The 25,331-nt window shown below is 40.3% G+C and carries 20 protein-coding genes; 4 read left to right on the top strand and 16 right to left on the bottom strand.

The window, feature by feature from the left end; translation table 11 throughout:
- Window positions 1-250 precede the first annotated feature (250 nt).
- Complete coding sequence (locus ACRD69_RS04545; protein ID WP_430813879.1) at window positions 251-859, top strand: T9SS type A sorting domain-containing protein; 609 nt, start codon at window positions 251-253, stop codon at window positions 857-859.
- A gap of 108 nt (window positions 860-967) precedes the next feature.
- On the opposite strand, the gene ACRD69_RS04540 is transcribed toward ACRD69_RS04545, so the two are convergent.
- From ACRD69_RS04540 to ACRD69_RS04490, 11 genes are all read right to left on the bottom strand, one after another.
- Entirely contained in the window at window positions 968-2,257 is a 1,290-nt protein-coding gene (locus tag ACRD69_RS04540; RefSeq protein WP_430813878.1) for a nucleotide sugar dehydrogenase, read from the bottom strand.
- A gap of 36 nt (window positions 2,258-2,293) precedes the next feature.
- Window positions 2,294-2,878 (bottom strand): acyltransferase, encoded by a 585-nt coding sequence (locus ACRD69_RS04535; RefSeq protein ID WP_430813877.1) that lies wholly within the window; start codon window positions 2,876-2,878, stop codon window positions 2,294-2,296.
- Between the two features lie 5 nt (window positions 2,879-2,883).
- Complete coding sequence (locus ACRD69_RS04530) at window positions 2,884-4,008, bottom strand: DegT/DnrJ/EryC1/StrS family aminotransferase (RefSeq protein ID WP_430813876.1); 1,125 nt, start codon at window positions 4,006-4,008, stop codon at window positions 2,884-2,886.
- Window positions 4,009-4,044: 36 nt separating this feature from the next.
- The gene (locus ACRD69_RS04525) at window positions 4,045-5,679 is read right to left on the bottom strand and encodes a hypothetical protein (protein WP_430813875.1); all 1,635 of its coding nucleotides are present in this window, start codon (window positions 5,677-5,679) and stop codon (window positions 4,045-4,047) included.
- Between the two features lie 190 nt (window positions 5,680-5,869).
- Complete coding sequence (locus ACRD69_RS04520) at window positions 5,870-6,271, bottom strand: TFIIB-type zinc ribbon-containing protein (protein WP_430813874.1); 402 nt, start codon at window positions 6,269-6,271, stop codon at window positions 5,870-5,872.
- Between the two features lie 209 nt (window positions 6,272-6,480).
- Window positions 6,481-6,894, bottom strand: a complete 414-nt coding sequence (locus tag ACRD69_RS04515) for a tellurite resistance TerB family protein (RefSeq protein ID WP_430813873.1) — start codon at window positions 6,892-6,894, stop codon at window positions 6,481-6,483.
- 18 nt (window positions 6,895-6,912) lie between these two features.
- Entirely contained in the window at window positions 6,913-11,811 is a 4,899-nt protein-coding gene (locus tag ACRD69_RS04510) for a DNA repair ATPase (RefSeq protein WP_430813872.1), read from the bottom strand.
- A 124-nt stretch (window positions 11,812-11,935) separates the two neighbouring features.
- Window positions 11,936-14,071 (bottom strand): flotillin family protein, encoded by a 2,136-nt coding sequence (locus ACRD69_RS04505; protein WP_430813871.1) that lies wholly within the window; start codon window positions 14,069-14,071, stop codon window positions 11,936-11,938.
- A gap of 13 nt (window positions 14,072-14,084) precedes the next feature.
- Window positions 14,085-14,789 (bottom strand): hypothetical protein, encoded by a 705-nt coding sequence (locus ACRD69_RS04500; RefSeq protein ID WP_430813870.1) that lies wholly within the window; start codon window positions 14,787-14,789, stop codon window positions 14,085-14,087.
- A gap of 107 nt (window positions 14,790-14,896) precedes the next feature.
- Window positions 14,897-15,610, bottom strand: a complete 714-nt coding sequence (locus ACRD69_RS04495; protein ID WP_430813869.1) for a PspA/IM30 family protein — start codon at window positions 15,608-15,610, stop codon at window positions 14,897-14,899.
- Window positions 15,611-15,618: 8 nt separating this feature from the next.
- Entirely contained in the window at window positions 15,619-16,017 is a 399-nt protein-coding gene (locus ACRD69_RS04490) for a type III secretion system chaperone family protein (RefSeq protein WP_430813868.1), read from the bottom strand.
- 194 nt (window positions 16,018-16,211) lie between these two features.
- Between ACRD69_RS04490 and ACRD69_RS04485 the strand changes: the two genes are divergently transcribed.
- Complete coding sequence (locus tag ACRD69_RS04485; protein ID WP_430813867.1) at window positions 16,212-16,955, top strand: helix-turn-helix domain-containing protein; 744 nt, start codon at window positions 16,212-16,214, stop codon at window positions 16,953-16,955.
- Window positions 16,952-17,632 (top strand): phospholipase D-like domain-containing protein, encoded by a 681-nt coding sequence (locus ACRD69_RS04480; protein ID WP_430813866.1) that lies wholly within the window; start codon window positions 16,952-16,954, stop codon window positions 17,630-17,632. Before ACRD69_RS04485 ends, ACRD69_RS04480 begins: the two co-directional genes overlap by 4 nt.
- 544 nt (window positions 17,633-18,176) lie before the next feature.
- On the opposite strand, the gene ACRD69_RS04475 is transcribed toward ACRD69_RS04480, so the two are convergent.
- Both ACRD69_RS04475 and ACRD69_RS04470 read right to left on the bottom strand, forming a co-directional pair.
- A complete protein-coding gene (locus ACRD69_RS04475; RefSeq protein ID WP_430813865.1) occupies window positions 18,177-21,080 on the bottom strand; it encodes a DUF2135 domain-containing protein in 2,904 nt (967 codons plus the stop codon).
- Between the two features lie 247 nt (window positions 21,081-21,327).
- Entirely contained in the window at window positions 21,328-21,513 is a 186-nt protein-coding gene (locus ACRD69_RS04470) for a carboxypeptidase-like regulatory domain-containing protein (RefSeq protein WP_430813864.1), read from the bottom strand.
- Window positions 21,514-21,637: 124 nt separating this feature from the next.
- Between ACRD69_RS04470 and ACRD69_RS04465 the strand changes: the two genes are divergently transcribed.
- Complete coding sequence (locus tag ACRD69_RS04465) at window positions 21,638-21,967, top strand: DUF3795 domain-containing protein (RefSeq protein WP_430813863.1); 330 nt, start codon at window positions 21,638-21,640, stop codon at window positions 21,965-21,967.
- 600 nt (window positions 21,968-22,567) lie between these two features.
- Here ACRD69_RS04465 and ACRD69_RS04460 read toward each other — a convergent pair.
- The 3 genes from ACRD69_RS04460 to ACRD69_RS04450 all read right to left on the bottom strand — a co-directional run bounded on the left by ACRD69_RS04460 (window position 22,568) and on the right by ACRD69_RS04450 (window position 24,967).
- Window positions 22,568-23,683, bottom strand: coding sequence for a Gfo/Idh/MocA family protein (locus ACRD69_RS04460; RefSeq protein WP_430813862.1), 1,116 nt, complete (start codon window positions 23,681-23,683; stop codon window positions 22,568-22,570).
- 67 nt (window positions 23,684-23,750) lie between these two features.
- Window positions 23,751-24,197, bottom strand: coding sequence for a putative signal transducing protein (locus ACRD69_RS04455; protein WP_430813861.1), 447 nt, complete (start codon window positions 24,195-24,197; stop codon window positions 23,751-23,753).
- A 134-nt stretch (window positions 24,198-24,331) separates the two neighbouring features.
- Window positions 24,332-24,967 carry a hypothetical protein gene (locus ACRD69_RS04450; RefSeq protein ID WP_430813860.1) on the bottom strand — a complete coding sequence of 212 codons (636 nt, stop codon included), beginning with the start codon at window positions 24,965-24,967 and terminating at the stop codon, window positions 24,332-24,334.
- Window positions 24,968-25,331 lie beyond the last annotated feature (364 nt).

The raw sequence follows: 25,331 nt of genomic DNA, 5'->3' as shown, positions 1-25,331 counted from the left end.
TTTAGAGTTTTCTATCTGAAAAATGAAATATTTTTTAGCACCCCCTTAAAAATCGCTCAAAAAATCCTAAAAAATCACTTTTTACATTTGCACCCCCTAAAAATGAAGTTAAAAAGTGGATATTTCGTTTTTTTAACAAAAATACCCCTTATTTTTTACAATGGATTAGAAAAAACATTCTACTTTTGCATCGTACCCTATTACAAAAAGGGGGTTAAAACAAATTATTAACAATTTAAACAGTTTTACTATGAAAAAAGTAAATGTATTTAGGAGGATGTTGCCAATCGCTTTATTGGCGTTATTGCCCGCGGTAACCTTTGCAAAAGGAAAGATCTTTATTAACTCGTATTTAAAAACCGACTATGCGGTTATTACAGCTCGTTATGATGCAGCTGAGAATTATCGGGTAAGAATTTTTGATACAGACGGAGATGTGCTTTATGCCAGTTCACGTATAAACGGAGCTTCTTCTTTTCAGAAATTATTTGACCTTACTTCATTGGAAGATGGAGAGTATACTATTGAATTGACCAGCAAAAGTGAAACATCAAGTGAGAAGTTCACAATTAAAAACAATGAGTTGGTTAAAATTGATAGTGCAGATGAAAAAAGTGAAATGCTAAGAGCATTTTTCAGAGTTGCAGAAGACAAGCTGTTTGTTAGTCACATGAACTTTGATAATGCAGCATTGAGCATTAGTATTGATGACAAGTTTGGAACTGAGATTTATAACTCAAACCTACCTTCTGAAAGTACATATTCAGGTATGTTTGATTTAACTAACCTGCCATCGGGCGAGTACAAAGTTTCATTAGTTTCAGGCGGTAAAGAGTACAACTATGAATTTGACAAGTAATGATGAAAGTGACCAGGTAGACCAACAAAGGTTTACGGAACGAATAAACGGTGTATCAATTATTTTTTAGATACACCGTTTTTTTATGCCTTAAAACCCGGGTGCTTTTTATAAGCTCCAGTATGTCAGATCTTTGATTTTATCTCTGAAGATGCCTTTAACATCAACAAATACACCTTCTTTAACCATTATTGTTTTAAAGTAATCCTCATCCAGTTGAGCATATTCATCGTGGTTAACAGCTACGATCACAGAATTGTACTTTTCAGTCACTTTCTCGATTAATCCATACCCATATTCGTGCTGCAGCTCATCCGACGATGCATGAGGGTCAACCACATCCACCTGTATGCTGAACGATTTTAGCTCGTTGACAACATCGGCCACCTTTGAATTTCGAATGTCACTTACATTTTCTTTAAAGGTAGCTCCCATGATCAATACCTTGGCGCCATTGATCTTATTGCCATTTGAGATCATTTTCTTAACAACTGTTTTGGCCACATAGCCACCCATTGAATCGTTTATAAAACGACCTCCTGTAATAATTTTGGAATGGTATCCCAGTTCATTCGCCTTATAGGTCAGGTAATACGGGTCAACGCCGATACAGTGACCACCGACCAGGCCAGGGAAGAAGCGAAGGAAGTTCCACTTGGTGCCTGCCGCTTCGAGTACCTCAAAAGTATTGATGTCCATGCGGTCAAAAATGAGTGACAGCTCATTCATCAGGGCAATGTTGACATCGCGTTGGGTGTTCTCAATGATCTTTGCAGCCTCGGCTACTTTTATTGAGCTGGCCTTATGAATACCAGCGGTAATTATACTGGCATATACCTCCTCAATTACATTGGCTGACCCGGTATCACTGCCTGAAACGATCTTTAAGATCTTAGTCAGTGTATGTTCTTTATCACCCGGGTTAATTCGTTCGGGACTAAAACCAACTTTAAAGTCTTCATTGAGTTTCAAGCCTGATTCCTTTTCTAAAATTGGTACACAATCATCTTCGGTACAGCCCGGGTAAACAGTTGATTCAAAAACCACATAGTCGCCTTTCTTTAAAATCTTACCAACGGCGCGCGTTGCACTTAAGAGGGGAGTCAGATCAGGCAGGTTGTGGGTGTTTATAGGTGTAGGTACTGCAACCACATGAAAATTAGCTTCTTTCAGGTCCTCTGCCTTGCTGGTGTATTTAATGTCGCACCCTTCAAAAGCTTCAGCTTCAAGTTCATTACTCGGGTCAATACCCTGGCGCATCAGCTCAACACGATCCTCTTTAATATCAAATCCGATAACTGACATTTTCCGGGCAAACTCCAAAGCGATTGGTAAGCCAACGTATCCAAGCCCGATAACCGATAGTTTCTTTTCTTTTGCTAGTAATTCTTGTAACATAGTTGAGGTTTTATTATTCAGATGGTTTGTATTGATTTAATCGTTTATTTTTTCAACAGTATCATTGCTTAGTCTGTATCTTTCTTTACTTTCAGGGCAAACGGCCAAACCATCTGCATCGAATTCAAGACGGTGACCATACTCGCTCATCCAGCCTATTTGCTGTGAAGGATTACCAACCACCAGGGCATAGGGCGGGATGGTTTTAGTGACCACCGCACCCGCGCCAATAAAAGCAAATTCGCCAATATCATGACCACAAACAATGGTTGCGTTGGCTCCAATAGTAGCCCCTTTTTTAACAACGGTCGTTTGATATTGACCACGTCGGTTAACGGCGCTTCGCGGGTTGGTAACATTGGTAAAAACCATTGACGGACCCAAAAAAACATCGTCTTCACAAATGACGCCTGTATAAATAGATACATTATTCTGCACCTTGACATTCTTGCCCAGCTTCACATCTGGCGATACAACCACATTTTGTCCCAGGTTGCAGTTTTCACCTATTTCACAACCTGACATAATGTGCGAGAAATGCCAGATTTTTACACCTTTATGAATAGTGCAGTTGTCATCAATGACAGCGGTTTCATGAAAAAAATAGTCTTGATCATTCATATTTGTTACTCAAAAAATGCCAGGATGGCGTCCGTAATATAATTTAGTTGCTCAATGGAGAGCTCTGTGTGCATAGGTAAAGACAGTACTTCTTTACATAGTTGCTCGGCATTGGGTAAGTTATGCGTTTTTTTCATAAAATGCCCAAATGCTTCTTGCAGGTGAAGTGCCACCGGATAATATACCATTGAAGGAATCTTTTTTTCTTTCAGATAGGCCTGGAGTTCATCACGTTTACCATCTTTAACCCGAAGGGTGTATTGATGAAAAGTATGAACGCACCCTTGCGTTCTGGTCGGTATTTGAATGGCATTGTGATCTTTAAAGGCGCCGTCATAAAAATCAGCAGCCTTGCGCCGACGATCATTAAAGTCATCCAGCTCTCTTAATTTTACGTTTAAAACTGATGCCTGCAGTGTATCGAGGCGAGAATTGACGCCTATAACCTTGTGGTGGTATTTTTTTTCCGAACCATGGTTGACGATCATTCTCATTTGAGCCGCCAGATCATCATCATTGGTAAAACAGGCTCCACCATCACCAAAGCACCCAAGGTTTTTAGATGGGAAAAAGGACGTACAGCCTATGTCACCAATGGTGCCAAGCTTCTGAACCTGCTTGTTGTACTGGTAATTACTGCCAATGGCCTGAGCGGTGTCTTCAATAACTTTGAGATGATGCTTGTGTGCAATCTCCATTAAACGGTTCATATCAGCTCCCTGGCCGAATAAGTGCACCGGGATAATGGCCTTTGTTTTTTCAGTTATAGCTTCTTCAACCTGCTCCGGTATAAGCATAAAGGTATTCAGATCAACATCAACCAGTACAGGTTTGAGTTTTAAGAGGGCAATCACTTCGACTGTGGCTATAAAAGTAAAGGTAGAGGTTATGATCTCGTCACCCTCCTTTAAACCAAGAGCCATAAGGGCCACCTGCAGTGCGTCGGTTCCGTTGGCACAGGGAATGACATGCTTTACTTTCAGGTATTTTTCCAGGTTGCCCTGGAACGTTTTAACAGCGGTGCCGTTTATAAAAGCCGTTTGCTCAATAACATCGGCCATTGCCTCATCAATCTCAGGTTTCAGTCGTTTATACTGAGCCTGAAGATCCACCATTCTTATTTCTTGCATATTTACAGTTTCAAGCCCGTTAAATTATTAAAAATATCAGAATCCAAAGTTGATACCAAAGGATAAGATGTTATCCCCATCAAGGTAAAAAGGATTTGTATACAGCTCCCTGTCAACTCCGCTAATATTGTTTTTGGTGGCTTCAACAAAGACAAATCCATCATTAATGATCTGATAGGAAGCTTTAAAGGTGAAGCTCTGGTTTTTGTATCGTTCTTCGTTAATAAAGGGTAATCCACGTCGTTCGTGTTCAGGATTGATCTCCGGATGCTCATCTATTTCTCCGTCATTCAATATCTTCATGTAATCTTTTCCTCTTCGAACTAAAGTATAGCTGGCATTAATGTCAAGTCCGCGTATGGGTTTGAAGCCAGCTGCCAGATACAGCTCTTCTGAATTATCACCCATATAACTACCAAGGAAGAAACTATTACTCGTATAATTTATGCTGGGTACAAAGTTTTGGTAAGTCATGGGTCTTACCCTGGTATATTCAGCTGTTAAAGAAGTATTGGGCAAGAGGTCGGTGACCTTGGCTCCAAACTTCATGGCCACATGGTTTGATTGTTCTTCTTTATCAAACATGCGTTCTAAAGAAATTTCATCAATAAAAACTGAGGTGTATAAATGCAGGTTCTTTATTTGGCGGCTGCTAATATCAAAAAACATCTGAGCATTTTGACCTACCCAGTTATCCCATGAATTATAGGTGTGATCAGCCGACTTATAGAATAAAAAAGGAACAGCGAAGGCTGCGTTGAAATCAGTATCGGCATATACGATCGAGTTTCCGAAAGAAATGTATAATTTCTTCATGGGTTTGACAGTAAACATGTTGGAGGCAATGAACTTGTTGACATAAATGCGTCGGTCATCACCGTAAACAGGGTAGGAGCGAACCGAATCAATCACTTCACTTACCAACCAGCCGTGCATATAATTAAATTCCAGCCATTTGGTTGGCGTCATTTTAAATGAAATATAGCCGTAGGAAGGTGCACGTCCGCTTTGTATGATAGCTTCACTGTAGCCATTGCCCCAGGCTACATGGTCTTTATGCAGGCCAATGCTTCCCCATTTCCACGAGTAGGTGATGCCTCCTCTTGTTTCAGAGTAATCTTTAGCCGTACCATCGCCTTTATAAACAGCTCCGGGGCGTTTGGTTATATAATCACTGCCACCTAAAAAATGTGATTCGTGGTTGTCTCTCAGGCTTCCGTAAATCCCTACGTGTTTGCCTATGCTGCCATAAAATTCGGCGCCTCCCCAACGATGGTATTCAGTGGCATTGCCATTGTTAAAAAACTGACCTCCAAGAATCGGGTTCACTGTGAGCTTAAAAAGGGAGTCTGTGTAATACCAGAGATCAAATCGTTTATCGAAGTCTTTTCCATCAATTAATTCCTTGTTGAAATCCTTTAGGTAAAACTCAAGCTCCTTTTGCTGTCGTTGAGTGAGTGAGGGGTGATGGTTGGCTTCTTGCAGTGCCCTGGCAATGGTAAGACGGGAATAGGGTTTTATGGCCGAATTAACTTCGATTATACCCTTGTTGGCCAGCTCATCCATAAAATCGTAGATGGCCACATTACTGATATGATGAGGTACTTCCTGTGCCTGTATTGTGAACTGAGAGACAAGCAATAAGGCAAGAAGTAGGCAAATTCGGTTCATGCTGTAAGGTTTGATAAACCCGAATGTAGATAAAACCCTGTATCAAAACAAATTGACCAACCTGGCTTCGTCCTGCAAAATGCAACGATTGTCAGCATATTGGGCATATTTAACTGCTGCAAAAGGTAGTTTGCCAAAAAAAAGAGAACAGACGCAAATCCGGGATTTACTGAATGTGAGAAATAGCTGATCACTTACGTGATCTTATACGACTTAAGCAGGTAAAGATCTTTGCTATGGTAATAATGAAATTTTCTTGTTGTATGGCTTCCAGTTCACCCTTGTCGAGCCAAATGCCATCGCAATATGGGCAATAATCGATAACGACCTTACTGTCGCGCGGGTGAATTGCTTTTTGCAGGCGGGGAGAATTGTTACATTTAGGGCAATGCAGCGTTTCAAACTGTTCTTGCTTATCAGGTATGTCTCTTATCTCAATAAACATTGGTTCGATGATGCCTTCAATTTGACTCAGCTCATCCTTATCGAACCAAACGCCTTTGCAGTTTGGACATTTGTCAACTTCAATGCTTGTTTTGCAATCGTCAATATGTGTGACAGCAAGTGGGTGCTGGCATCTTGGGCAGTTCATATTAATAATTAGCTAGTGGTGTTTTTGTAAAATTATAAAAAGAAGAGCATTAATAAAATCTTACTCATGTAATTAAGGCCAGTGCAAAACGAAGAGGAGTGAAGTAAGTTATTGGCAGGTGCCTGACCAAAGAAGACTCACAGAGGCCGTTCTTTTATCTCAGGAACAGCCTCTTGAGTAGTATTTAAATTGAATGCTGTTTAGCGGACTTATATAACAGGCATCAAAAGTTTCTCGATCTCCTCGTAGCCTACTACCTTCTTCTCCTGTTCTTTCGAGAGCTCAATGATACTTCTCATTTTATTGTCATCTATATGAAGGCGTTTGCCTATTTCAAGACAAAACTCCACTTCTTCTTCCTTCATAGACAGATCCACTTTCATCATCTGGATAAGAATATAAAGAGTCATAAAGCGCTCTTTCTCATTGGCAGGCGGTAAATACTTATATTTTTCATAGTTATCCAATATGGCGTCAAAATCACTGCTTTTAATCTCCAGCTTGTGGGCCAGTAATTTTAAAAACATCATTTCTGCCTGTATTATTTCACCATCTGCTTTGGCCATTTTAATAAATAAAGCCAGTTGTGCTTCTGCTGAATCAAAGTAATTTCTAAAGTCCATTGTTCTGTTTTAATTGCGTTAATTCTTGTTCTTACCAATCTCATCCTTAATGCCGAATACACCTTTGGCAATTTCCTCCATCTGAACCAGAACATGTGCAGCCTGCTTATCGCTACCCATTCCCTTCAATTTATTATTTCTGACAAAGGTTTCTTTCAGTTCAGTCCAGCGTTCCGTTTCTTCGGCTGTGATTACACCGTATATCTCTTTAAATTTAAGAATGTTAGCTTCGGCGCCACTTGTCAGTGTCTGTGCTTCATTGCGATAGTGAGACAAAAGCAATGTTTCCAGTTCCTGATCATTCATGATCGGCAAAATTTTCTCCGATATCTTATTCATATCCCTGTAAGAGCCTTGTAATTTAAACGGTGGCTCGGATCTGTATTCATCGGCCTGAGCAGCTGAAGAGATATATTCCAGGTTCACCTTCAGAATAACATCACGCGCTGTCAACAGCTTTTTAAGTACGGTCACATATTCATTGACTTCCTCCGGTGTGTGTGATGCTTCAAATTCAAGTCCGTCTTTACTGCCTGTTTGGGCGATGGAAATAAGTGTATATAAGTCTTTCTGGCTTTTAGAAGCCAACTTATTCAATACAGGATTGGAGGTGAGGGAGTTTTCAATGTAGCTCAACTTAAATTCTTCATCAGACCCTCCGATTATGTCACCAATATTATAGATGTCGGCCCTGTTGGCTAACATGTCCGGAATTTTAAACTTCTCACCACTTTCTGTGTATGGATTACCCGCCATTACCACGCATACTTTTTTACCTCTGAAGTCGTAGGTTTTACTTTTACCTTTGTATACGCCTTCTACCTTTCTCTGTGCATCACAAAGTGAAATAAATTTCTGCAGGAACTCAGGGTTGCAATGTTGAATATCATCCAGGTAGATCATTACATTGTCGCCCATCTCAAAAGACAGGTTTAGTTTTTCAAGCTCTTCCCTGGCTGCTGCATTTTCAGCTTCAGAAGGATCCAGTGAAGTAATGGTGTGTCCAATGGATGGGCCATTGATCTTCATGAATATGATGCCAAGGCGACTTGCCAGGTACTCCATTAATGTGGTTTTACCATAACCCGGAGGAGAGATCAGCAACAGCATGCCCATTAAATCAGTTCGTTTGCCGGCTCCCTCAGCACCTATTTGTTTGGCCAGGTTATTACCTATCAGTGGAAAATAAACTTTGTCAATTAATTTGTTCCTGACAAATGAGGACAATACACGGGGTTTAAATTCATTCAGGCGCAGTTCTTCTGAGAATGAATCTGTCAGTTGCTTCTTCAGTATATTGTACTTCTCAAACTTAGGCACAACCAAACGGCTAAAGCCAGTCAGCTTAGCCATAAAAGCATTAAAGTGGAACTGGTACTTATTCTCACTGATCAACTGATGCGATCCTTTTAAACCTTTTAGTTCAGATGACACAGGCTGATCGATCAGCTTTTTACGCAATTTAGAATCAAGTAAGAGGGTGATGCTTATCTCATTCAGGTATTCTGCCGGTTTACCTTCCATATCCAAATAGGCTTTTACCCATTTAGTGATCAGGCGATAGGCGTTGGGATGGTCCTTTAATAAAGGCTTTAATGATTCTTCGTAAGTTTTTGTAGCCCTGTTTTTTCTTAAGTATGCTACAAATCCATCCATGTGACTGATGGCTGCCTTGGAGATGATGAATTCATCGGATTCCAGCATCTGGTGGAAAAGGAAATGAGCTGCATCTTCAATGCTCTGTTCATTAAATAGTTGTTCGGCCGCCTGAAATTCTTCAAGCATCTTAACCAAAGTATCCAGCAAATAATCGAACTGATGTGTGTCGGGGAAAACCTTGATGATCAACCCGGCACCTTTCAGGTTATTATTTAAATCTGATCGCACATCTTCAGAGCAATATACTTTCCAGAAGTACTCTGCCATTGCTCTTGCATCAGCAGGGTAGCGAAGCAGGCCGGCATTTTTGTATACATCCAGAAGTTGTTTCAGGATAATGGCTGTATCAATATCATGTACTCCTTTTGAATAGCCTTCGCTAAAACGCAAGGACATTATTTTCTGAACATGCTCTACCAGGGCTTTTGTATCTAATTCGGCCAGGTCGGCAATCGACAGGTGACCTTCTGCTTTGTTTTTAGAGGCATTGAATATTTCATAGGCCAGGTATTCCGCCCTGTAAACAGTATTGTTTTCAGAGGGCAGGAGCTGGTTCCAAATATCTTTTGTTGCGATAAACTCTGTGTCTTTCACTTCTTCAAAGAAGTTTGTTCCGGTCAGGTGGTAGAACATGCTTCCATCTTTATTGACCATTGAAAGTTCCAAAGCCTGGGTATTGACAGAGAACTTGTGATTACCAAACTTAATGATGTTGGCACCGTTCTCAAACAGCTCAGTGCGGTCTTTGATCTGTCGTATCGTTTCTTCCTTTAAAGACTTTAATTTACTCTCCAGGTCGTCGGCCTTAACGCTGTCATCCAACTCTTTAAGCTGTGTAATGACATCGCGCACTTTCTCAATCATCAGATCTGACGCAAAGTAGCCGTTTACCTCGCTGGTCTCTTTAAACTTGGATACGCGACTTCGTATAGCTTTCAAAATGCGCTCGGCAGATGATTGCAGAGCTGTGGTTTTGCGGTTACGTTCCTCAACCAGGCTAAGCTTTTTGGATTCAAAAGCATTGTAGACCTGCTCGCGTCGCTCGGCAATGGTTGGCATAAACTCATCAAAATCAGAGAACTTACCTTCCAGCTCTTCCAGTTGAACCATGAGTTTGGATAAATACTCATCTGTTTTACCCGGAGAGTCGCAAAGGTCGATGTAATTTAGCATACCTTGCTCAACCAGCTTCAGCTGCGAGTTGAATTCAGCTTTGGCTTCAACAGCCCTCAGGCTTTTACGTTGCTTTTTAAGGTCTGTTTTTATCAGGTTGAATTGTGAATATACCCCTGATATATTGTTAATGATCTGTGTTGTTTGAGTGGCATCCTCAATTTTCAGGTTGCTCACTATGTCAATAAGCATTTCCAGCTGGCCAGCCAGTTTTATTATCTCGTCTGATAGATCATCTGCTTCACTGACTTTAGCAATTTTGCCTACATTCTCGCGTATGTTATTGACTTTTTCCTCGTATGAATTAAGGGCTTCATCCCTGAGCAGAAATGTGACGCAATCCTGTGATAAACGAACGGTTTTCTCTTCGACATTATTCTCCAGTTCTTCGATGTATGGTAAATCCGCATAACGCAGTTCTTTCAGGCCAATTACCTCACCTCTGACAGTTCGCAGTGCTGCCAGTAATTCGACGTAGCGGTCAATATCTCCAATTTGCTGCTTGGATATGTGGCTGAATATTTCATTAACCTTGTCGCTTACCTCTTTGATCCGTTCTTTGGTATTCTTGCGAATGTTTCTGACTTTTTCATATTCGGCGATGGCCGAAAATGCCGATTCTTTAATTTCAGTAAGCGGCGTTTTAATATCAAAAGCATCTTCTTCAGATAGCCAGTAATAGCTGTCAATAACGTCGGTACAGCGTTTTACCAGATCTCCGTATATGTCGGCATAGGTCTCATCTTTATTAACAAGCAGGATGACTTCGTTACATTCAGCCATGGCTTTTACAACATCCTTATTGCCGATTTTGTATAAACGTGAATTATTTGTTGGTGCCACCTGGTGTTCGACTGTCATAAAGGGTGTTTGCCATACCTGGATGACATGATGACGGGTTGGTTCATCGGGCTTTTTAAAGTAGCATAACTCACCATTGTCAAACAATGAATATCCATTACAGATCATTGGTGTTTCAACGCGTTGATTGATTAAGTTGTATATCAACAATACATAAGCACCAATATCTTGATTGTAAAAAGTATAAAGAAAATCCTCTCCGTTGATGGAAGCCAGCTTCCGCTCAAACATTAACCCTTTAATGTCTCTGTCGAAAAGCTTGAATTGTCCATTCTGCAAATAATATCCATTGGCAAAGATCAGTCCCTGATCATCCGGTAAAAGAACGCATGAATCCTCCAGGGCATCGATGCGCTGGACCTTCTGGATTTTTGAGTTGTAAACGAAATACCTGAACTCATTCTCTTTATAGGGCAGTATGCGAATGATGATAAGGTTACCAATGATGGCATAATGCATCTCAGCATCATCAAGGGTTTGGTCTTTTACCTCCACCTCTTCGGCATATATACCATAACCAGAATCCGTATTATCCTCTATCTTAAAAGTGATATCTCCACCAACGGCTTCAACAAAGACCTTATCTTCGATGGAGACATGCGGGTGCTCGCCATATACATACTGTTCACGAGTTACTTTTTCCCACTTAAATTCATGTTGATCGGGAAATACAAATTCATGTGTACTCCTGTTGCCTTTATATTCTAAATGATCACCTTTGATCAGCCATTTGAATGCTTTTATGTCGTCTTTACTTTTCCCCGTCTGAAACACCATAAACAGATGAGGACCGATTGTTGCAAATTTCTTAAACTGCGTTTCTTTATAATACTCATACAGGTTGTCGAAATCATTAATGAACTGAGAGTCATTAATGATGTTCATATTCTTCTGGTCAAAGGCGTGCTCATTGAAGTTGTAGACACTAAACACATCGTCCAGTGAAGTTTTAGTCTTTAATCCCATGGTTACATTATAACCAAAAAGCAATGTGTTACCCAGGGCAACCATGTCGGCGGGAGTACAGTTGTTTTCGGTACCGATACGATCGGTGGCGACCAGTGTACTTTCAATGGAGCCAAACACATCTTTACGTGAGGTATTGAGTTGCTCTAACCTTTGACCTAATTCTCCGGCACTCTTACGTAATCTGTTTTTGATGATTTCGTAGGTGCCTTCTTCAAGCTGTATGTTTTTATCTGTGGTGTTTTGATTATCAGACATAAATCAATTGTTAGTGATATGAAGAAAAAAAAGCATGACAATTGGGGCAATATGAAATTGTACTATTGCAGAAAAGTAGGAATAACGCTTCCCGAATGACCCGGGAAGCGTTAATGTATTTGTTTTAAACGATGCCCAATGCTTTAGCGGTGCTGTTTGATACGCCTAAGCTTTTAGCGATATCGTTCAGGCTGCTAAGCATGCTACCCGTTTTCTCGTCGGAGTTCTCCTGCATCATACGGCCTATCAGGGCACTGATGCTTAGGTTGCGCACATCTTCAGATGAGATGCCAAACTGATCGATAAAGCTGGCAAACTGATCTTTAAAGCTTTTGCCGTCAGAACTATCGAAGAAGTGATTCTTAATATCACTGATGATTTCACTGTTCTTAACCACTTTATCAACCTGCTTACCTTGAGTAATTGAACCGATGATCTTATCGAAGAACATTGTTTCTCCACCAACGATATCGATGTTAGCAGCTTTTAATGCTTCGGCAATCACTTGTGACTGAGCGTCAGCAATACCTTTCTGGATATTGATGCGTGCCAGCTCAAGCTCTTTTTGCATGTCTAATTTCAGCTTAAACTCTTCGTGGTCGCGACCAACAGCATCCAGCTTCTTCATTGCCATACCTTTCTCTTCAATGCCTTTGGCTTCAACTGCATTGCGCTCGTCCAGTACTTTGTTTTCAGCTTGTCCTCGTTCCGCTTCGGCTTCCGCTTTAGCTTTGATAACCTCTGCTTCCGATGAACCAATTTGCTGAATGGACTCAGCTTCAGCAACAGCTTTGGCTTTTTTGCCTTTAGCTTCTGCCTCTGCTTTCATCTCCATTACTTTAGCCTCGTTAAGGCCTTGTTTTTCCATAGCGTCAGCCTTGGCTTCGATAACCTGTGCTTCAGCAACTCCGATGGCAGCTTCTTCGGCGGCTTTTGCTTCAGCCATAATTTTGCTGGCTTCGGCTTTCTTACCGGCAGCCTCAAACTCTGCTTCAGCATCAATCAAACGAGTTTTAGCATTGTGTTCTGCGGCGTTTTTAGCAGCCTCGGCCGATTTGATTTCACGTACAAATGCTTCTTCTGCATCCATTTCCGCTTTTGTGATAGCCACTTTCTTAGCCCTGTCAGCAGTAGCGAACTCCTGCGTGTCCTTGATTTTTTCCTGCTCGGCAACAGTAGCTTTCTCAACTTCTACGCGCTCACGAATCACTTCCTGGATCTGCTTCTTCTGCATCTCCACTTCCTTCTCCTTCTCAATCTGAGCAAGAGTAACGATGCGCTGACGCTCTGTTAACTTAAGCTCACGCTCTTGTTCCACAGCTTCTGTTTCAACCGCCTCAACACGTTCACGGTTTTTATCGGCGATAACAACCTGGCGCTCCTTATTCTTTTCGGCCACTGCGATTTCTTCTTCAGTTGCAATGCGCGCTTTTTCAGCGATTAAGCGTTGCTCTTCGGCCACTTTTTTCACTTCAGCTTCCTGGCGGTCTTTGATGTTAGCTACTTCACGCTTCTGATTTTCTTCTGTCTCAGCTAACTGACGCTCCAGCTCCAATACCGTTTCACGCGCCTCAACATCTTGCTTGGTAATTGTCTTTTGCTTGTCGCGCTCAATCTGGTTAGAAAGGATCTTCTGTTTGGCGGTAAGCTCCACAATCTTTTTGATACCCTCTGAATCCAGGATGTTGTCTTCAGACAATGACTCGAGAGGCGTTTGCTCCAGGAAGTCAATGGCACAGTCATCAAGGATGTAACCATTCAGGTCTGTGCCAATGATATTGAGGATTTCATGCTTGAACTTTTCACGTGAGTTATATAACTCAACGAACTCAAATTGCTTACCAACAGTTTTAAGAGCCTCTGAGAATTTAGAGTCAAAGAGCTCAACCAGCGACTTTTGATCAGATGCTCTGTTACAGCCAATTGACTGAGCCACCTGGATAACATCTTCGCTGGTTTTGTTTACGCGAACAAAGAAAGCAACTTTGATATCGGCCCGCATGTTGTCTTTACAGATCAGACCGTCCTTGCCCATACGTTCAATAACAACCGTTTTAAGGGTGATATCCATAATCTCCATGCGGTGAAGAATAGGAATGACAAACATACCGGTAAAGGTTACTTTTGCACCGCCGGCACCTGTACGCACCATAGCCTGGCCTTGAGTGGCTTTGCGGTAAGTTTTGATTATTAACGATATAATACCGATAATAACAATGACAAGAAAAACAATGGCACTTATGCCAAGAGATTGAATCATTTCCATTATGCTTTTAAATTTTATAGGGTTCGACTAAATAACACTTCTTTTCGGGTAGGTATTCTATTATCAGGGCTGTCTGGCCTTTTTCCAATATTACCTCGTCATGTGTAAGAATATTAACACGGTAGATGTTGCCATTTCTGTTTATTTCTGCCTGGCCAAACCTATCGCGGGTAGCACGCATCAACACAGTGCATATTTTACCTGTGTATTTAAACTGGTCGTCATTGTTCTTTTTAAGTCTGGCGAATAGCGCTGCAATGGGTGTTGTAAGAACTTTTGAAACCATAAGACTTACAACCAGGTTTGGTATCAATGCTACTAATGCCAGTAAGAATGAGCTGTTACCCATAAAGTGGTTAAACAATATGGATATGATCCACATCGGGAAGATCAGAAAGCTCAGCCATACCATAAATGGGATCTTACCAAGGTTAAAAAAGACCAATATTGAGTTTAGGAATGCTATCGAGCCAATGCCTTCTCCTGCAGAATCGGCGCCATCAATGTCGGCATCCACATCTACATCAGCATCCACATCTACGTCGACATCCACATCTACATCAACGTCAATATCAGCATCCAGATCAAAGTCAACCGAGTCAACATCCATTGCGCCAATGATCACCATTAGCCAATAGAATAATACGAGGATTAACAGTACTGTAGGGATGATGTTTACTCCTGAAAAGGCAGCTTCAAATAATTCCTTCATGACAGAGGGATTTGGATTGGTTATTATTGGTTCCGGATAAGCGAAACCAACGATTGTCAATTGAACAAAAAAGGTTAATGCCAGTGGCATTAACCTTTAACTATTAATTATTCTTCTTTTTTATCTAAACCTAATTTAGCTTTTAGCTCGGCTAATGATTCAGCGGCTTCAGCTTTATTTCCTCCAAGGGCAGAATCAATTTCGTCATCCAATGACTTTGATTCATTGGCGATCTCACCATAAGCTTCAGACAATGCTTCTTCCTGGTCAACTTTTTCTTTCATTTTTTCGAGCATGCTAATGGTGCTGTCGGAGTCGATCTGTGCCATTTGCTTATTAATGCTCTTCGTAGCTTTACTGACCTTAACACGTGCTTTCAGCGTCTTTAATTCGTTTTCGTATGTGCTGATTTGTGAGCGCAGCTTCTTGATGTTGCTGTCTAATTGCGCCAGATTCTGTTCAAAGCGGGTTACTTCACCTTGCTTTTGTGAAGCCATGCTCAAGCACTCCTCCTTTTTAGTAAGGGCTTCTGTTGCCAGGCGGTCAGCTTCTTCAGCTGCTAATTCTCCTTTTTCCGCTTTTTTAAGTAAAAGGATGGCTTTGTTTTCGTATTCGCCTGCGCGGGAACGGTTGTTTTCGTAGTCGTTTTTCGCACGTATAGATAAGGCTTTAACCTCAGCCAAAGCTTTTAAGCTGTCATCTAAGTTTGTTTTAAGATCGCGAATACCTTGTTCGGTCATTTTAATGGGATCTTCTAACTTATCTATTGCCGAATGAGCCTCGGCACTTCCTATTCTGAATAATCTACTAAATACGTTCATGGCTTACTCTAATTTGTAGAAAACTTAATAATTTCATTGGCATACTCACTAAGCAAAAGGCTTAATGAATTAATAGAACCTTCTAATTCGTTTAGATCAAGGTTTTCAATTTGAAGGGTATCTCTGAATATGACCTTGTGACCAGTTTCGTCGAGCACAAAGGCGCCGTGAACAATGTCCCGGTTCTTCATCAGTAACTGCTTGAACACACTCATGTTATCCCCATTAATTTCAAAAATAAATTGCTCCATGATTAGGAGAGGGTCGACACAACCTAAAACTAAATTGACAATTCCTTCTTCGGGCTTAGTAACGACAAGAACGCCCTCGCTCTCGTTTTCGTTAACTACTTCGCAATCCAGTTCCAAAAGGTAATTCTTAACTTTTTTAAAATAGTTTTCCATCATTAGAGTGGTTTAATCATTTTTCGGGTTTTGAATTTAAAAAAAATATTGTCTCATTAAACATAGGGAGGTTATTTAAAATCATAAGAAAGAGTTAGGTTGGTTAGCATTTCTATTGTTTTTTTTGTTCTTTTGACAATCACATTAGCAAATATAGCGAAATGTTTTATTGGTGCAAATAGAATTAGCAATAATTTATGAGTTATTTTGGAAGTAATATTAGAAAGATACGTTCAATACAAAAGATAAGTCAGACTGAATTTGCTGAAATCTTTGATTTATCAAGGGCTAGCGTTGGTTCATATGAAGAGGGGAGGGCAGAACCTAAAATTGATTTAATTAATCGGGTTGCTAAATATTTTAGTATTACGATCGATGAACTGATCAATAAAGAGCTAACCGTAAATGAACTTTATCATTTTGATGTGGGTAATGAGCCGACATTTAAAAATTCAAGTAAGTTGGTTTATGAGTTAAAAAGCATCCCTTTTTGCCCTGCAGTGCACGATATTGAAAAAGTGTTGTCGGATAATGAAGTAGAGATTGATAGTATGCAAATGCCTTTAAATGAGGGATCAGGCGTATGTGTTGCTGTTAATATCACACCTCGAGACTTTAGAGCAATGCCCGATTCAATGACGCAAAATGATATTATTATTGTCGATACAGAGCAGGTATCCATTACTAATGATCAGTATTATGTGATTAAAACAGGTGGTGCTATTTATATTAGTAAGCTAAAAGTATTAGCAGGCAAAACTGTTTTGATCTTACAGGTGGATTATGATTTATTGCTGGTAAATATTGATGATATTGATTATTATTATCCTGTTATTAGATATATCGGCGGTTTTTCAGGTGAATCAGAATCAAAGCGAATTGATCGCCTGGAAGAACAACTATACCGATTAACTGAAAAAACGATCCAAAATAAATTATGAAAGAACTAATAGCTTATTTAAAGCAAACCCTTGAAGATAGAATTCTTACCAAAGGAGAAAAGAAAGCCCTGAAATCTGTCATCAGTGACAAGAAGCTAAGTAAGCATGATCTGAATCGTGTCAGGAGCGAAGTCTTTAACGAAGCGCGGAATCATTTCAGTGACTATAAACACCTTCAGGTTATTGACTGGCTGGAAGAAGCCAATAAGCTTATATTGCCGAAAGAGCGGCAAAGCTTTTACTGTCGCTCATATTTTAGCCCGGGGCAGGAATGCTTATCTACTATTCTTACCCAGATCAGTTACGCTGTAAGGAAAATTGATATTTGTGTTTTTACCATCAGCGACAATGATATAAGGGATCGCCTGGAGTATGCTATTAACAAAGGCGTTAAAGTAAGAATAATAACCGATGATGATAAAACGAACGACTTAGGTTCTGATATAGAATATCTTCAGCGAAAAGGAGCCAGTGTGAAAGTCGACAATTCAAGTCATCATATGCACCATAAGTTTGCTATCTTCGATGATGAGGTATTGCTGACCGGCAGTTACAACTGGACAAGAAGTGCTGCACAGTTTAACCAGGAAAATATTCTTGAGACCAACGATAAAAAAGCAATTGACAGCTATCAGAAGGAGTTTGACAAGCTTTGGGGGGCAATGAGTGTTTATTAGGTTTTCTTTTGTCATTGCGGTAAATTCTCTTTTTGCAATGGGTTCCCTGCCCTTAAAACCGGAAGTCTTTTTAAGAAATTAATTAGCCTCAGAGTTGGAGCAGGGATTCGCGCTGCAGCAGTAGTCTGGCATTTTTATAGCGCTGGGCAAAGCGCAACGGTTCTGCGGGATACCAGGTGTTGGTCAATCCCTTACAATCGTAAATCTACTTGGGCAGTCAATAATTTGTTTTTTTAATTGCTCAAGCCGCAAGGGCTTTCCCTTTTTTCTACAGTCAAAAAAGGGAAGAAAAAGTCCGCTGACGGCAGCACTCAGCGACCCACTATTGCCTTGTTCCGGGAAAGATTTAAAGATTTACATTGCGCACTTCAAATCTTTCTATCCTTCACTTCGTCAAGTGGGTACCCCGCCTGCGTTACTGATGTCAGAATTCCTGCACATTGATACAATCATTACTAAGCGAGTTGTCAATAACAGGCTGTAGTTTTGTTGTCTTAATTGCGCAGGGCAGAGCATAATGATGCGGTGGGATACCAGGAGCCGGTCAATCCACTCTCACTTCACCCAGGTCAATAACCTGTTTTTGCTCCTTTAGTTGCAATACAACTTGCCGGCTGGTTTGTTGCATGGTACCATAATTTTCAAATATCTCGGCATACAAGGTAATGGGGCCGGTGATTGAAGGTCGCCTGTCGCCAAAGTAATTGGCTTGTATCTTGTAACGGCCCTGCCTGGCCGATTTAATCAGGTACTCTTCGGGTCCGTAGCCATTGGTGACATCATACGACAAGCGACCACCTAAGCAGGTTCTGTTATTACTGTACATGCACTGCTCGCCACCAGGCTCTGTAATCCACAGGTCAACATCCGAATGATCGGTACTCCAGCTTAATACTATTCGAATGGATACAGGCATGTTGTAACGCCACCCATCAGGAAGCTGTGTCGTCTCAATCAATTGGGGGTGTTTGTTTAATAAGCTGTTGATTTCGTTTAGAAGGATTCCTTTAATGCCGCTGTTCGCTCTAAGCTCTGGCTGATGAAGGGCTTCAATCATCAGGTCGACAGCATCCTGGTGTCGCCCGGCTTTTTCAAGGGCCAGTGCCAGGTCGCGGTATGACTGTAGCTCTTCAGGTCTTATCTCCTTGATTTTTTTGAAGACTAGAATGCCTGTTTCCAGTTGATCCTGCTCTATTAATTTATGACCTGCAACCCTTAATACTTCAGCATCTTCTAGCTGTAGCTCTGCGATATTGGTGATAACGGTAACTCCTTCTTTCGTTCTGTTGATTTTAAATAGGTAAGCAGCTATATCAAGAAAAAATGAAGGTTGATTTAAATGTTTTTCTTTCACCGAGATATAATAGGGGTAGGCCTCCGACCCCTTTAGTTTGCTAATTTCAGTCATGTATGTTGCAGTACTGTCCCATGGAATGGCATTGGTATAAACCTGCATGCCCCGGCTTCTTACAGGAGGTGTATCGCAAGCCTCTTCCTCCATATCTGAATCTTCGATCATGATGAGTGAAACTATGTTGGTCTCTGCAGGAGGAGGGGGTGGTGGTGGTGTGTTTTCTTCCTGTCGAGTAATAGGAACATCCAGATCCATTTGATCACTAACATGAAATGATGTATTGCCTTTTGGAGACCTTTTTGATTGTGGAAACGTTGTATTCCACCATTCTTTATAATCTTTTATGTAGGTGTTTATTGTTTGGGTATAGTCATCTTTGTTGCTGGATTGAAGATCTTTTTTACGCTTCTTTATTCTTGTATATTCACCTTTCCATTCCGCAGGAGGTTCAACTTCAAAGCGAATATAATCTTCGAGACGCTCCAGAACCATCAGAGAGGTGTAATCGCTTACCACACCATACCTGGTTGCCAACGAAATAATATCGTTTTTGTGCTTCTGCTTATTCCGTAATAAAACATTTATCCTTTGAGAGGCCCATATTCTTGCCACAGGGATATCATGATAGCTTTGTTCTTCCGGAATCTCCATTTCATAACGCTCAAGTTCATTACTGCCACTGTATAGCTTAATGGCAAGTAGTGCATCTTCGTGATGTACTTTTCCTGTCATGACAAGGTGTTTCTTATTAGGTGATAAAGTAATAATTACATCACTGGTATGATCATTCATGTTATCTGCCTCGGCCGTAATTTGTTGCTTTTCGAGCATAACAAGAGCATCATTCAATGCTAAAACGGATAAGTCGATATAGGTACCTTTATTACTGAGGGCTAAGTGTTCCATTAAGGAATGATCGGCTTTTAATGAAGAATTGATGATGTTTAAGGGTGATTTACATTGCTTAATGGACAGTTCGCCAAAGTTTATCAGACCATCGCTAAACAGCAGTATCTCCCCGGTATTGAACTCATCAAACGGAATATTTTCAAGGCAACTTCCGCCATCGTAGCGAAGCGATTTTATGGCACTCGCCAGGTCTGAAATGTCTCCGTTGATAATGGTAAAGTCACTTGTAGGATGCTTGACGTGGTTGAAGGGAGTTAACGAAACTTTAAGGTCTCCATGGTATTTTAAATAGGCCGATAATAAATCTATCTCCTTCTCAGAATTTCTATTTGATCCTGAACCCGATACATCCCAAAGTAGATGGATATGACTGACTTTCTCTTTGTTTTTGCTTGTCATGGCAATGGGGGCGGTGGCATAGAAGTATTGACCGTCATCCGACCTGATACCAAATTCTTTTTTGCCGGCGTTGGGTAATAAGAAGGCGAACAAACCCGATGCATAAATGGTTTTTTGCCTTGCTTCAGCTACAAATGACTCTTCCCATTTAGTGAAATTGAGGTGAGTGAAGTCGTTTGTTATTATGGACGGTTTTTTGTGCCCTTTTACCACTTCCGCTTTGATGGAGAAATCCTTAATCACTCTTTGAAATCCCATGGGCAATTGATAAATGTAATCGCTGTTATAAATAGAAAGTATTTCCTGGCACCTGATGACTATGCGTTTTGTGCCATTGGCCATAATTGGATAGACCCTTGCCCTGAAGTTATTACCACTTGTTTTTTCGATCAGCCCGGGATCAATACCTTCCCTGACAATGGTTTCAAATACCTGCCTGCCCCTGTGCTTTTCAACCACGACGCCTTTGCGCAGTTTGCCATCTACATCCATTGAAAAACCAACAATCTCCTGGTTGGCTTTTAATGGAAAGTTTAATTCGCCTTCAAGCACCCGATTGGAGGGATTATAGAATGTGATGTCGTAGGACGTAATAGCGATATTGCCAAATACTTTAATGCCAATGTCCATGGATGCTATTTCAATATCGATGGAATCATTTTGAACAGATAGTTGAGGGAAGGCATCAATATCCGGCGCCGGCATTTGCATGGTCTGTGAGCACATGACCAGGCTTCGTAACAAACCAGCCAGTATCAGGCTTCTGATGATTATATTTTTCAACATGATAGTGAGGTTTAAGTGGAACATGTTATCTCTTATCCAAGCCCTGTGCCATTTACCGATGCTCAACTGTGCTATATGGGTATTAGAGTTTGTTGTGTGTTGAAAAAGAGAAAGATGGCATGTTGGTGAAAGATGGTAGTAAACCATGTCGGTGATTTTATTAAAGCGCCCATTAGGGCGGGATTAAAGGGCTTAATCAAGAAAGTACCTTAATGAAATATTAGATTCATTGTAATCATGGTAACTTTTATAAATAAAGCCTGAATTTCCCGTCTATATCACTTATTGTGCCGTTGGTGGTACCACCCTCAACAATTGTAGTGCCGGGCATTGCTTGTTTTGTTTCTGCATCAATAACATAGCCGTGTATGGTCAATTGGGCCTTGGCAGCAATAAAGCTGAATAGGAATAATACATGAATGAGGTGTTTCATAGATTTTTATAAAAGGGATGCAGTAATCAGACGAATTCCATAAAGGCAAGCATATTTTTGTAGATTTGTGATAAGCCTGGACAGGTTAACTGTATTACCTGAAGCAGAATAAAGAATTTTTTAAATGGATACTGATGCTTTAAAATACGATGGATTTGTGCCGCCCTGTGGAATATTTTGTGGGGGATGCCCTGTATATATCCGCGAGAAAAGGCGCTGTGAAGGTGCGGAGAAGGGATGTAAGGAAAGAAAATGCAAGGGCATTTATGTGTGTTGCATTGAGAAAAAGGGGCTGGAATTTTGTTATCAATGTAAAACCTATCCATGTGCCGGATACCGCCGGTTTGCAGAACGATGGAAGAAATACGGACAGGATCTATTGGCTAACCAGGACTATATAAAGAAGTTTGGCAAAGAGCAATTTATTGAGAAGATGAATAATAAAGGTTTGTAGCTCTGTTGAATTGAGTCTTTTTTAATTCTTTCGGCAAAAGAACATTAATTATTGAGATTAATTCCCTCTGAATTCTTAATTGCCGGAACCACAGGTTACACTGATTTTTTTCTTCAGAATGTATTTTTTAACCAAGGATTGTGTGTAATTTCCTGGCGGGTACCAATTTTTGTATGAGATTATTACCGCTTCTTATAAATAAACATAATATAATAAACCACTGTCCTAACTTCACTTTTATCACGTAAGCGTTTATTTAGCTTTTACCAATGCAGCTTCGGTAATTCTTCGGTAATTCTTCGGAGCTCCTTCGGTAATTCTTCGGAACCGCTTCGGATCAACCTCGCTCCTGGCGAGGTTGATCCCGAAGAAGACCCCGGTAAGGTACTAAGTTGGCAGGTATGTGGTCAAGTTTGATGTTTATTTTTGGGAAAGTATACTATGTGGTGCTTTGGTAATTATAGTGTTAAATAAGAAGGTGCAAAATGAGCCGGCGAAGATATAAGAAGAGCGAGGGCAGGCTTTTGTAGCCTTACCTAAGGTGTAGTTATAACTAAGGGAAGAAATGTTAAAGTTGATCTGTTACTGCCTGGTATTGTCTTATTTTTTGAGGTAAATGGTTCTATTCAGTTCTGCGCTTTCTTTTGCTGCATCAAGAATTTCAACAACAAGCATGTTATTGTCCAAAGCATTTAAGTCGTAGTCCTTCAGCTGTATTTCGTTTCTAATGACAGCAGCTAAAAGGGCAAAAGGATCATCAAATGGAGCTTTGCGTTCTTCTAATTGCATGACGTCTTCATCAAAGGCGTCATAGCCTTGAGAAATACGAACACGGAGGTCATGTTTATTATCGGCGTATATAACACCATTGACACCATAAATTTCCATGTCTTTTCGACCAATAGGCCAGTTCCATGATCCTTGTATAACTGCTACAGCACTGTCGTATTGTAGTATAATGATTGATTCATCATTTACTTTAGGATTGTTTTCCGCCTGTAACTGTTGCGCAACGGCAGTTACACTATTGGGACGTTTCCCGTCCATGAACCATGTCAGTATATTGACTCCATAACAGCCAAAGTCAACTTCGGCACCTCCGCCATTTTGAACGGGATCTGTCAGCCACTCCAAAAATTCTTTATTAACACCTATCTTTTTAGGGCCTTTGTGTCCGTCGTGTACCATTATTTTTCGAATGTCACCAATGGCATTTTCTTTTTTAGCCAGATCGTATGCTTTATGCGTGCTTGGGTACCATGTTGTTTCGTAATTGGTTAACAGATGAATGTGATGCTTTTCAGCCAAAACCTGCATTCTTTTAGCGTGTTCCATGCTTACCGCAAGGGGTTTTTCTACCATCACATGGATTCCCCTGGGTGCGGCAAACTCAACCACCTCTAAATGCTCGTAGATTGTTCCAAAGGCAGTAAAAGCTTCAGGTTTGACTTTTTCTAACATGGCTTCCATGGATGGGTATACCATTTCCATTGAAAACTTATATTGTGCAGCGTATTGTTTGGCCAGCTCTACATTGGGTTCTACAATCCCAACAATTTTTATATCCCCACGTGGTTCGCTACCAAAAATCCAATGAACATGGGTGTGGGTCAGGCCGATTACACCAACTCTTAATGGTTCTTTACTCTCCTGGCCGTCTGCATTTGTACTTAAAAAGTATACTAACAGAATCAATAGAATCTTGTATTTTTTCATTGTATTTCATGGTATTTTATTGTGCTGTAATTACCGGCTGTTTTCTGTGTAATCGAACACTACTCTTTTATTTCTTCCGAAATTTCCATTCTTTATCACAGTCATAACAGATATAGTTGCGCTTAAAAATAGGGAAAAATGCACCTAATAGCAGGTATGCCACAAGCACTAAGGGGTTAACAACTTTTTTCTTATAAATGTTGTCGGAACTACAAAAAGGACAAATGCTTCTGTCTGTATTTTCGTTTAGTTCAATTATTTCAACATTTTGGTGTTGGGTCTGTTTCGTTTTATTAATATAACCACCTTCCTTAAGAGTGGCAATGGCGGCTGATGAGTCACTTTCTTTTACATCAAGCTTGACACCACCAATCGCGTTTGAATAAAAGTTGTTGACTTGCGCTGTAAGTTCATCGCGAATTATTGTTTCGATTCCAGCTGATTCAAGTAATACTTTTGCAAAATGGGCATCGTGTGGTTGGGTGAATGTGATTATGGTTTGCCAATCGTTCATTTTTTTAGCTGGTATTTTTTTAAGGTATTCAATGTAATAATTATAAATAGTGTAACTGACTGTATGCATACAGGATGAATATGCTTAATGTTTACCATTGTGAGTTATTCTTATATAGTATTACAGTCTCTGAGTTATAATGTAAGAATTCTGCCGGTAATGGCCAGAACAATAACAACAAGGCCAATGATCATCATTAGTTTACCTTTCTGACGGGTCGGGGCATTAAACCGGTGAACTTTTTCGCCATTTGGTAGCGTCTTAATTTCCGTCCAGTAATTCCATCCCATGATAACACCTAAGAGCCCACCCATAAATGCGGTTATAAAACCCGCAATGATCCAGCTTGACTTACCATTTTCAGGTGCTCTTAGTTCTTCCAGGCTGGCATTCTTAAATTCTGCTATTTTTTCTTCACTATACTTAATTCCCCGTTCATCAAGTAGTATTCTGGCGTATTGATAATCGGTCTTATTCCAATCGTAATAGTTTTTCACCACTTCAGTCAACTCATCGTCCGTAAACTCCAAAAAATAGTGTCCTTCGGGTACTTTTATTGAGTTTGTTCCTTTATTCAATATTGATTCTGCTAATTTCACCTGACCTTTAGGAATTCGAATCCAGTAATTAAGTGAGTGTGTATTACTAAATGTGATATCAACATTTGGTTTAACCTCTTTAACTATGACATTAATGTCATTGTCATTCAATATTTTTGCGACCTCTTCGGCCTGCTCCTTAATGATAAAGTTTTGAAAATCTACGTACATGTATTTAGTATATTAGGTTTTTAATGGTTAAACGCACGAAAATGATAATACAATTATAGCTTTCATGGCTCGTCGTTAACTTTAATCTTTCCATAAGAAATTTGAAAGTCTTCATCATAGCCAGTTATTCCCTCATAAATATTTTCCTGTATATACAGTTCACCGGAGTATAGGAATTTGTCAATTTTTTGCTCATCTGTCATAGTGCAATTTGCCTGGCATTAGACAAGAAAGATGAGTAAATATATTTTGATTGTATGCATTATAAATGTGCGCTTCTGTATTAGCTGCAAATTGGAAAATGGAGTCGCCAATAAAATTTAATTCCTGTTTTTCTTATGTCCGAAAGAGATAAACACCCAAA

The organism is Carboxylicivirga agarovorans, from assembly GCF_050589845.1.
GTDB lineage: Bacteria > Bacteroidota > Bacteroidia > Bacteroidales > Marinilabiliaceae > Carboxylicivirga > Carboxylicivirga agarovorans.
Note: the sequence above shows the minus strand (reverse complement) of the source record. Positions and strands in the feature narration are given on the sequence as shown.

Bases quoted from the DNA above. Each gene is read 5' to 3' on its own strand.
- ACRD69_RS04505 (WP_430813871.1), bottom strand. From the start codon at position 14,071: ATGATTCAATCTCTTGGCATAAGTGCCATTGTTTTTCTTGTCATTGTT.
- ACRD69_RS04470 (WP_430813864.1), bottom strand. From the start codon at position 21,513: ATGAAACACCTCATTCATGTATTATTCCTATTCAGCTTTATTGCTGCC.
- ACRD69_RS04535 (WP_430813877.1), bottom strand. From the start codon at position 2,878: ATGAATGATCAAGACTATTTTTTTCATGAAACCGCTGTCATTGATGAC.
- ACRD69_RS04465 (WP_430813863.1), top strand. From the start codon at position 21,638: ATGGATACTGATGCTTTAAAATACGATGGATTTGTGCCGCCCTGTGGA.
- ACRD69_RS04520 (WP_430813874.1), bottom strand. From the start codon at position 6,271: ATGAACTGCCCAAGATGCCAGCACCCACTTGCTGTCACACATATTGAC.
- ACRD69_RS04450 (WP_430813860.1), bottom strand. From the start codon at position 24,967: ATGTACGTAGATTTTCAAAACTTTATCATTAAGGAGCAGGCCGAAGAG.
- ACRD69_RS04515 (WP_430813873.1), bottom strand. From the start codon at position 6,894: ATGGACTTTAGAAATTACTTTGATTCAGCAGAAGCACAACTGGCTTTA.
- ACRD69_RS04540 (WP_430813878.1), bottom strand. From the start codon at position 2,257: ATGTTACAAGAATTACTAGCAAAAGAAAAGAAACTATCGGTTATCGGG.
- ACRD69_RS04480 (WP_430813866.1), top strand. From the start codon at position 16,952: ATGAAAGAACTAATAGCTTATTTAAAGCAAACCCTTGAAGATAGAATT.
- ACRD69_RS04475 (WP_430813865.1), bottom strand. From the start codon at position 21,080: ATGTTGAAAAATATAATCATCAGAAGCCTGATACTGGCTGGTTTGTTA.
- ACRD69_RS04525 (WP_430813875.1), bottom strand. From the start codon at position 5,679: ATGAACCGAATTTGCCTACTTCTTGCCTTATTGCTTGTCTCTCAGTTC.
- ACRD69_RS04530 (WP_430813876.1), bottom strand. From the start codon at position 4,008: ATGCAAGAAATAAGAATGGTGGATCTTCAGGCTCAGTATAAACGACTG.
- ACRD69_RS04500 (WP_430813870.1), bottom strand. From the start codon at position 14,789: ATGAAGGAATTATTTGAAGCTGCCTTTTCAGGAGTAAACATCATCCCT.
- ACRD69_RS04490 (WP_430813868.1), bottom strand. From the start codon at position 16,017: ATGATGGAAAACTATTTTAAAAAAGTTAAGAATTACCTTTTGGAACTG.
- ACRD69_RS04495 (WP_430813869.1), bottom strand. From the start codon at position 15,610: ATGAACGTATTTAGTAGATTATTCAGAATAGGAAGTGCCGAGGCTCAT.
- ACRD69_RS04510 (WP_430813872.1), bottom strand. From the start codon at position 11,811: ATGTCTGATAATCAAAACACCACAGATAAAAACATACAGCTTGAAGAA.
- ACRD69_RS04545 (WP_430813879.1), top strand. From the start codon at position 251: ATGAAAAAAGTAAATGTATTTAGGAGGATGTTGCCAATCGCTTTATTG.
- ACRD69_RS04485 (WP_430813867.1), top strand. From the start codon at position 16,212: ATGAGTTATTTTGGAAGTAATATTAGAAAGATACGTTCAATACAAAAG.
- ACRD69_RS04460 (WP_430813862.1), bottom strand. From the start codon at position 23,683: ATGAAAAAATACAAGATTCTATTGATTCTGTTAGTATACTTTTTAAGT.
- ACRD69_RS04455 (WP_430813861.1), bottom strand. From the start codon at position 24,197: ATGAACGATTGGCAAACCATAATCACATTCACCCAACCACACGATGCC.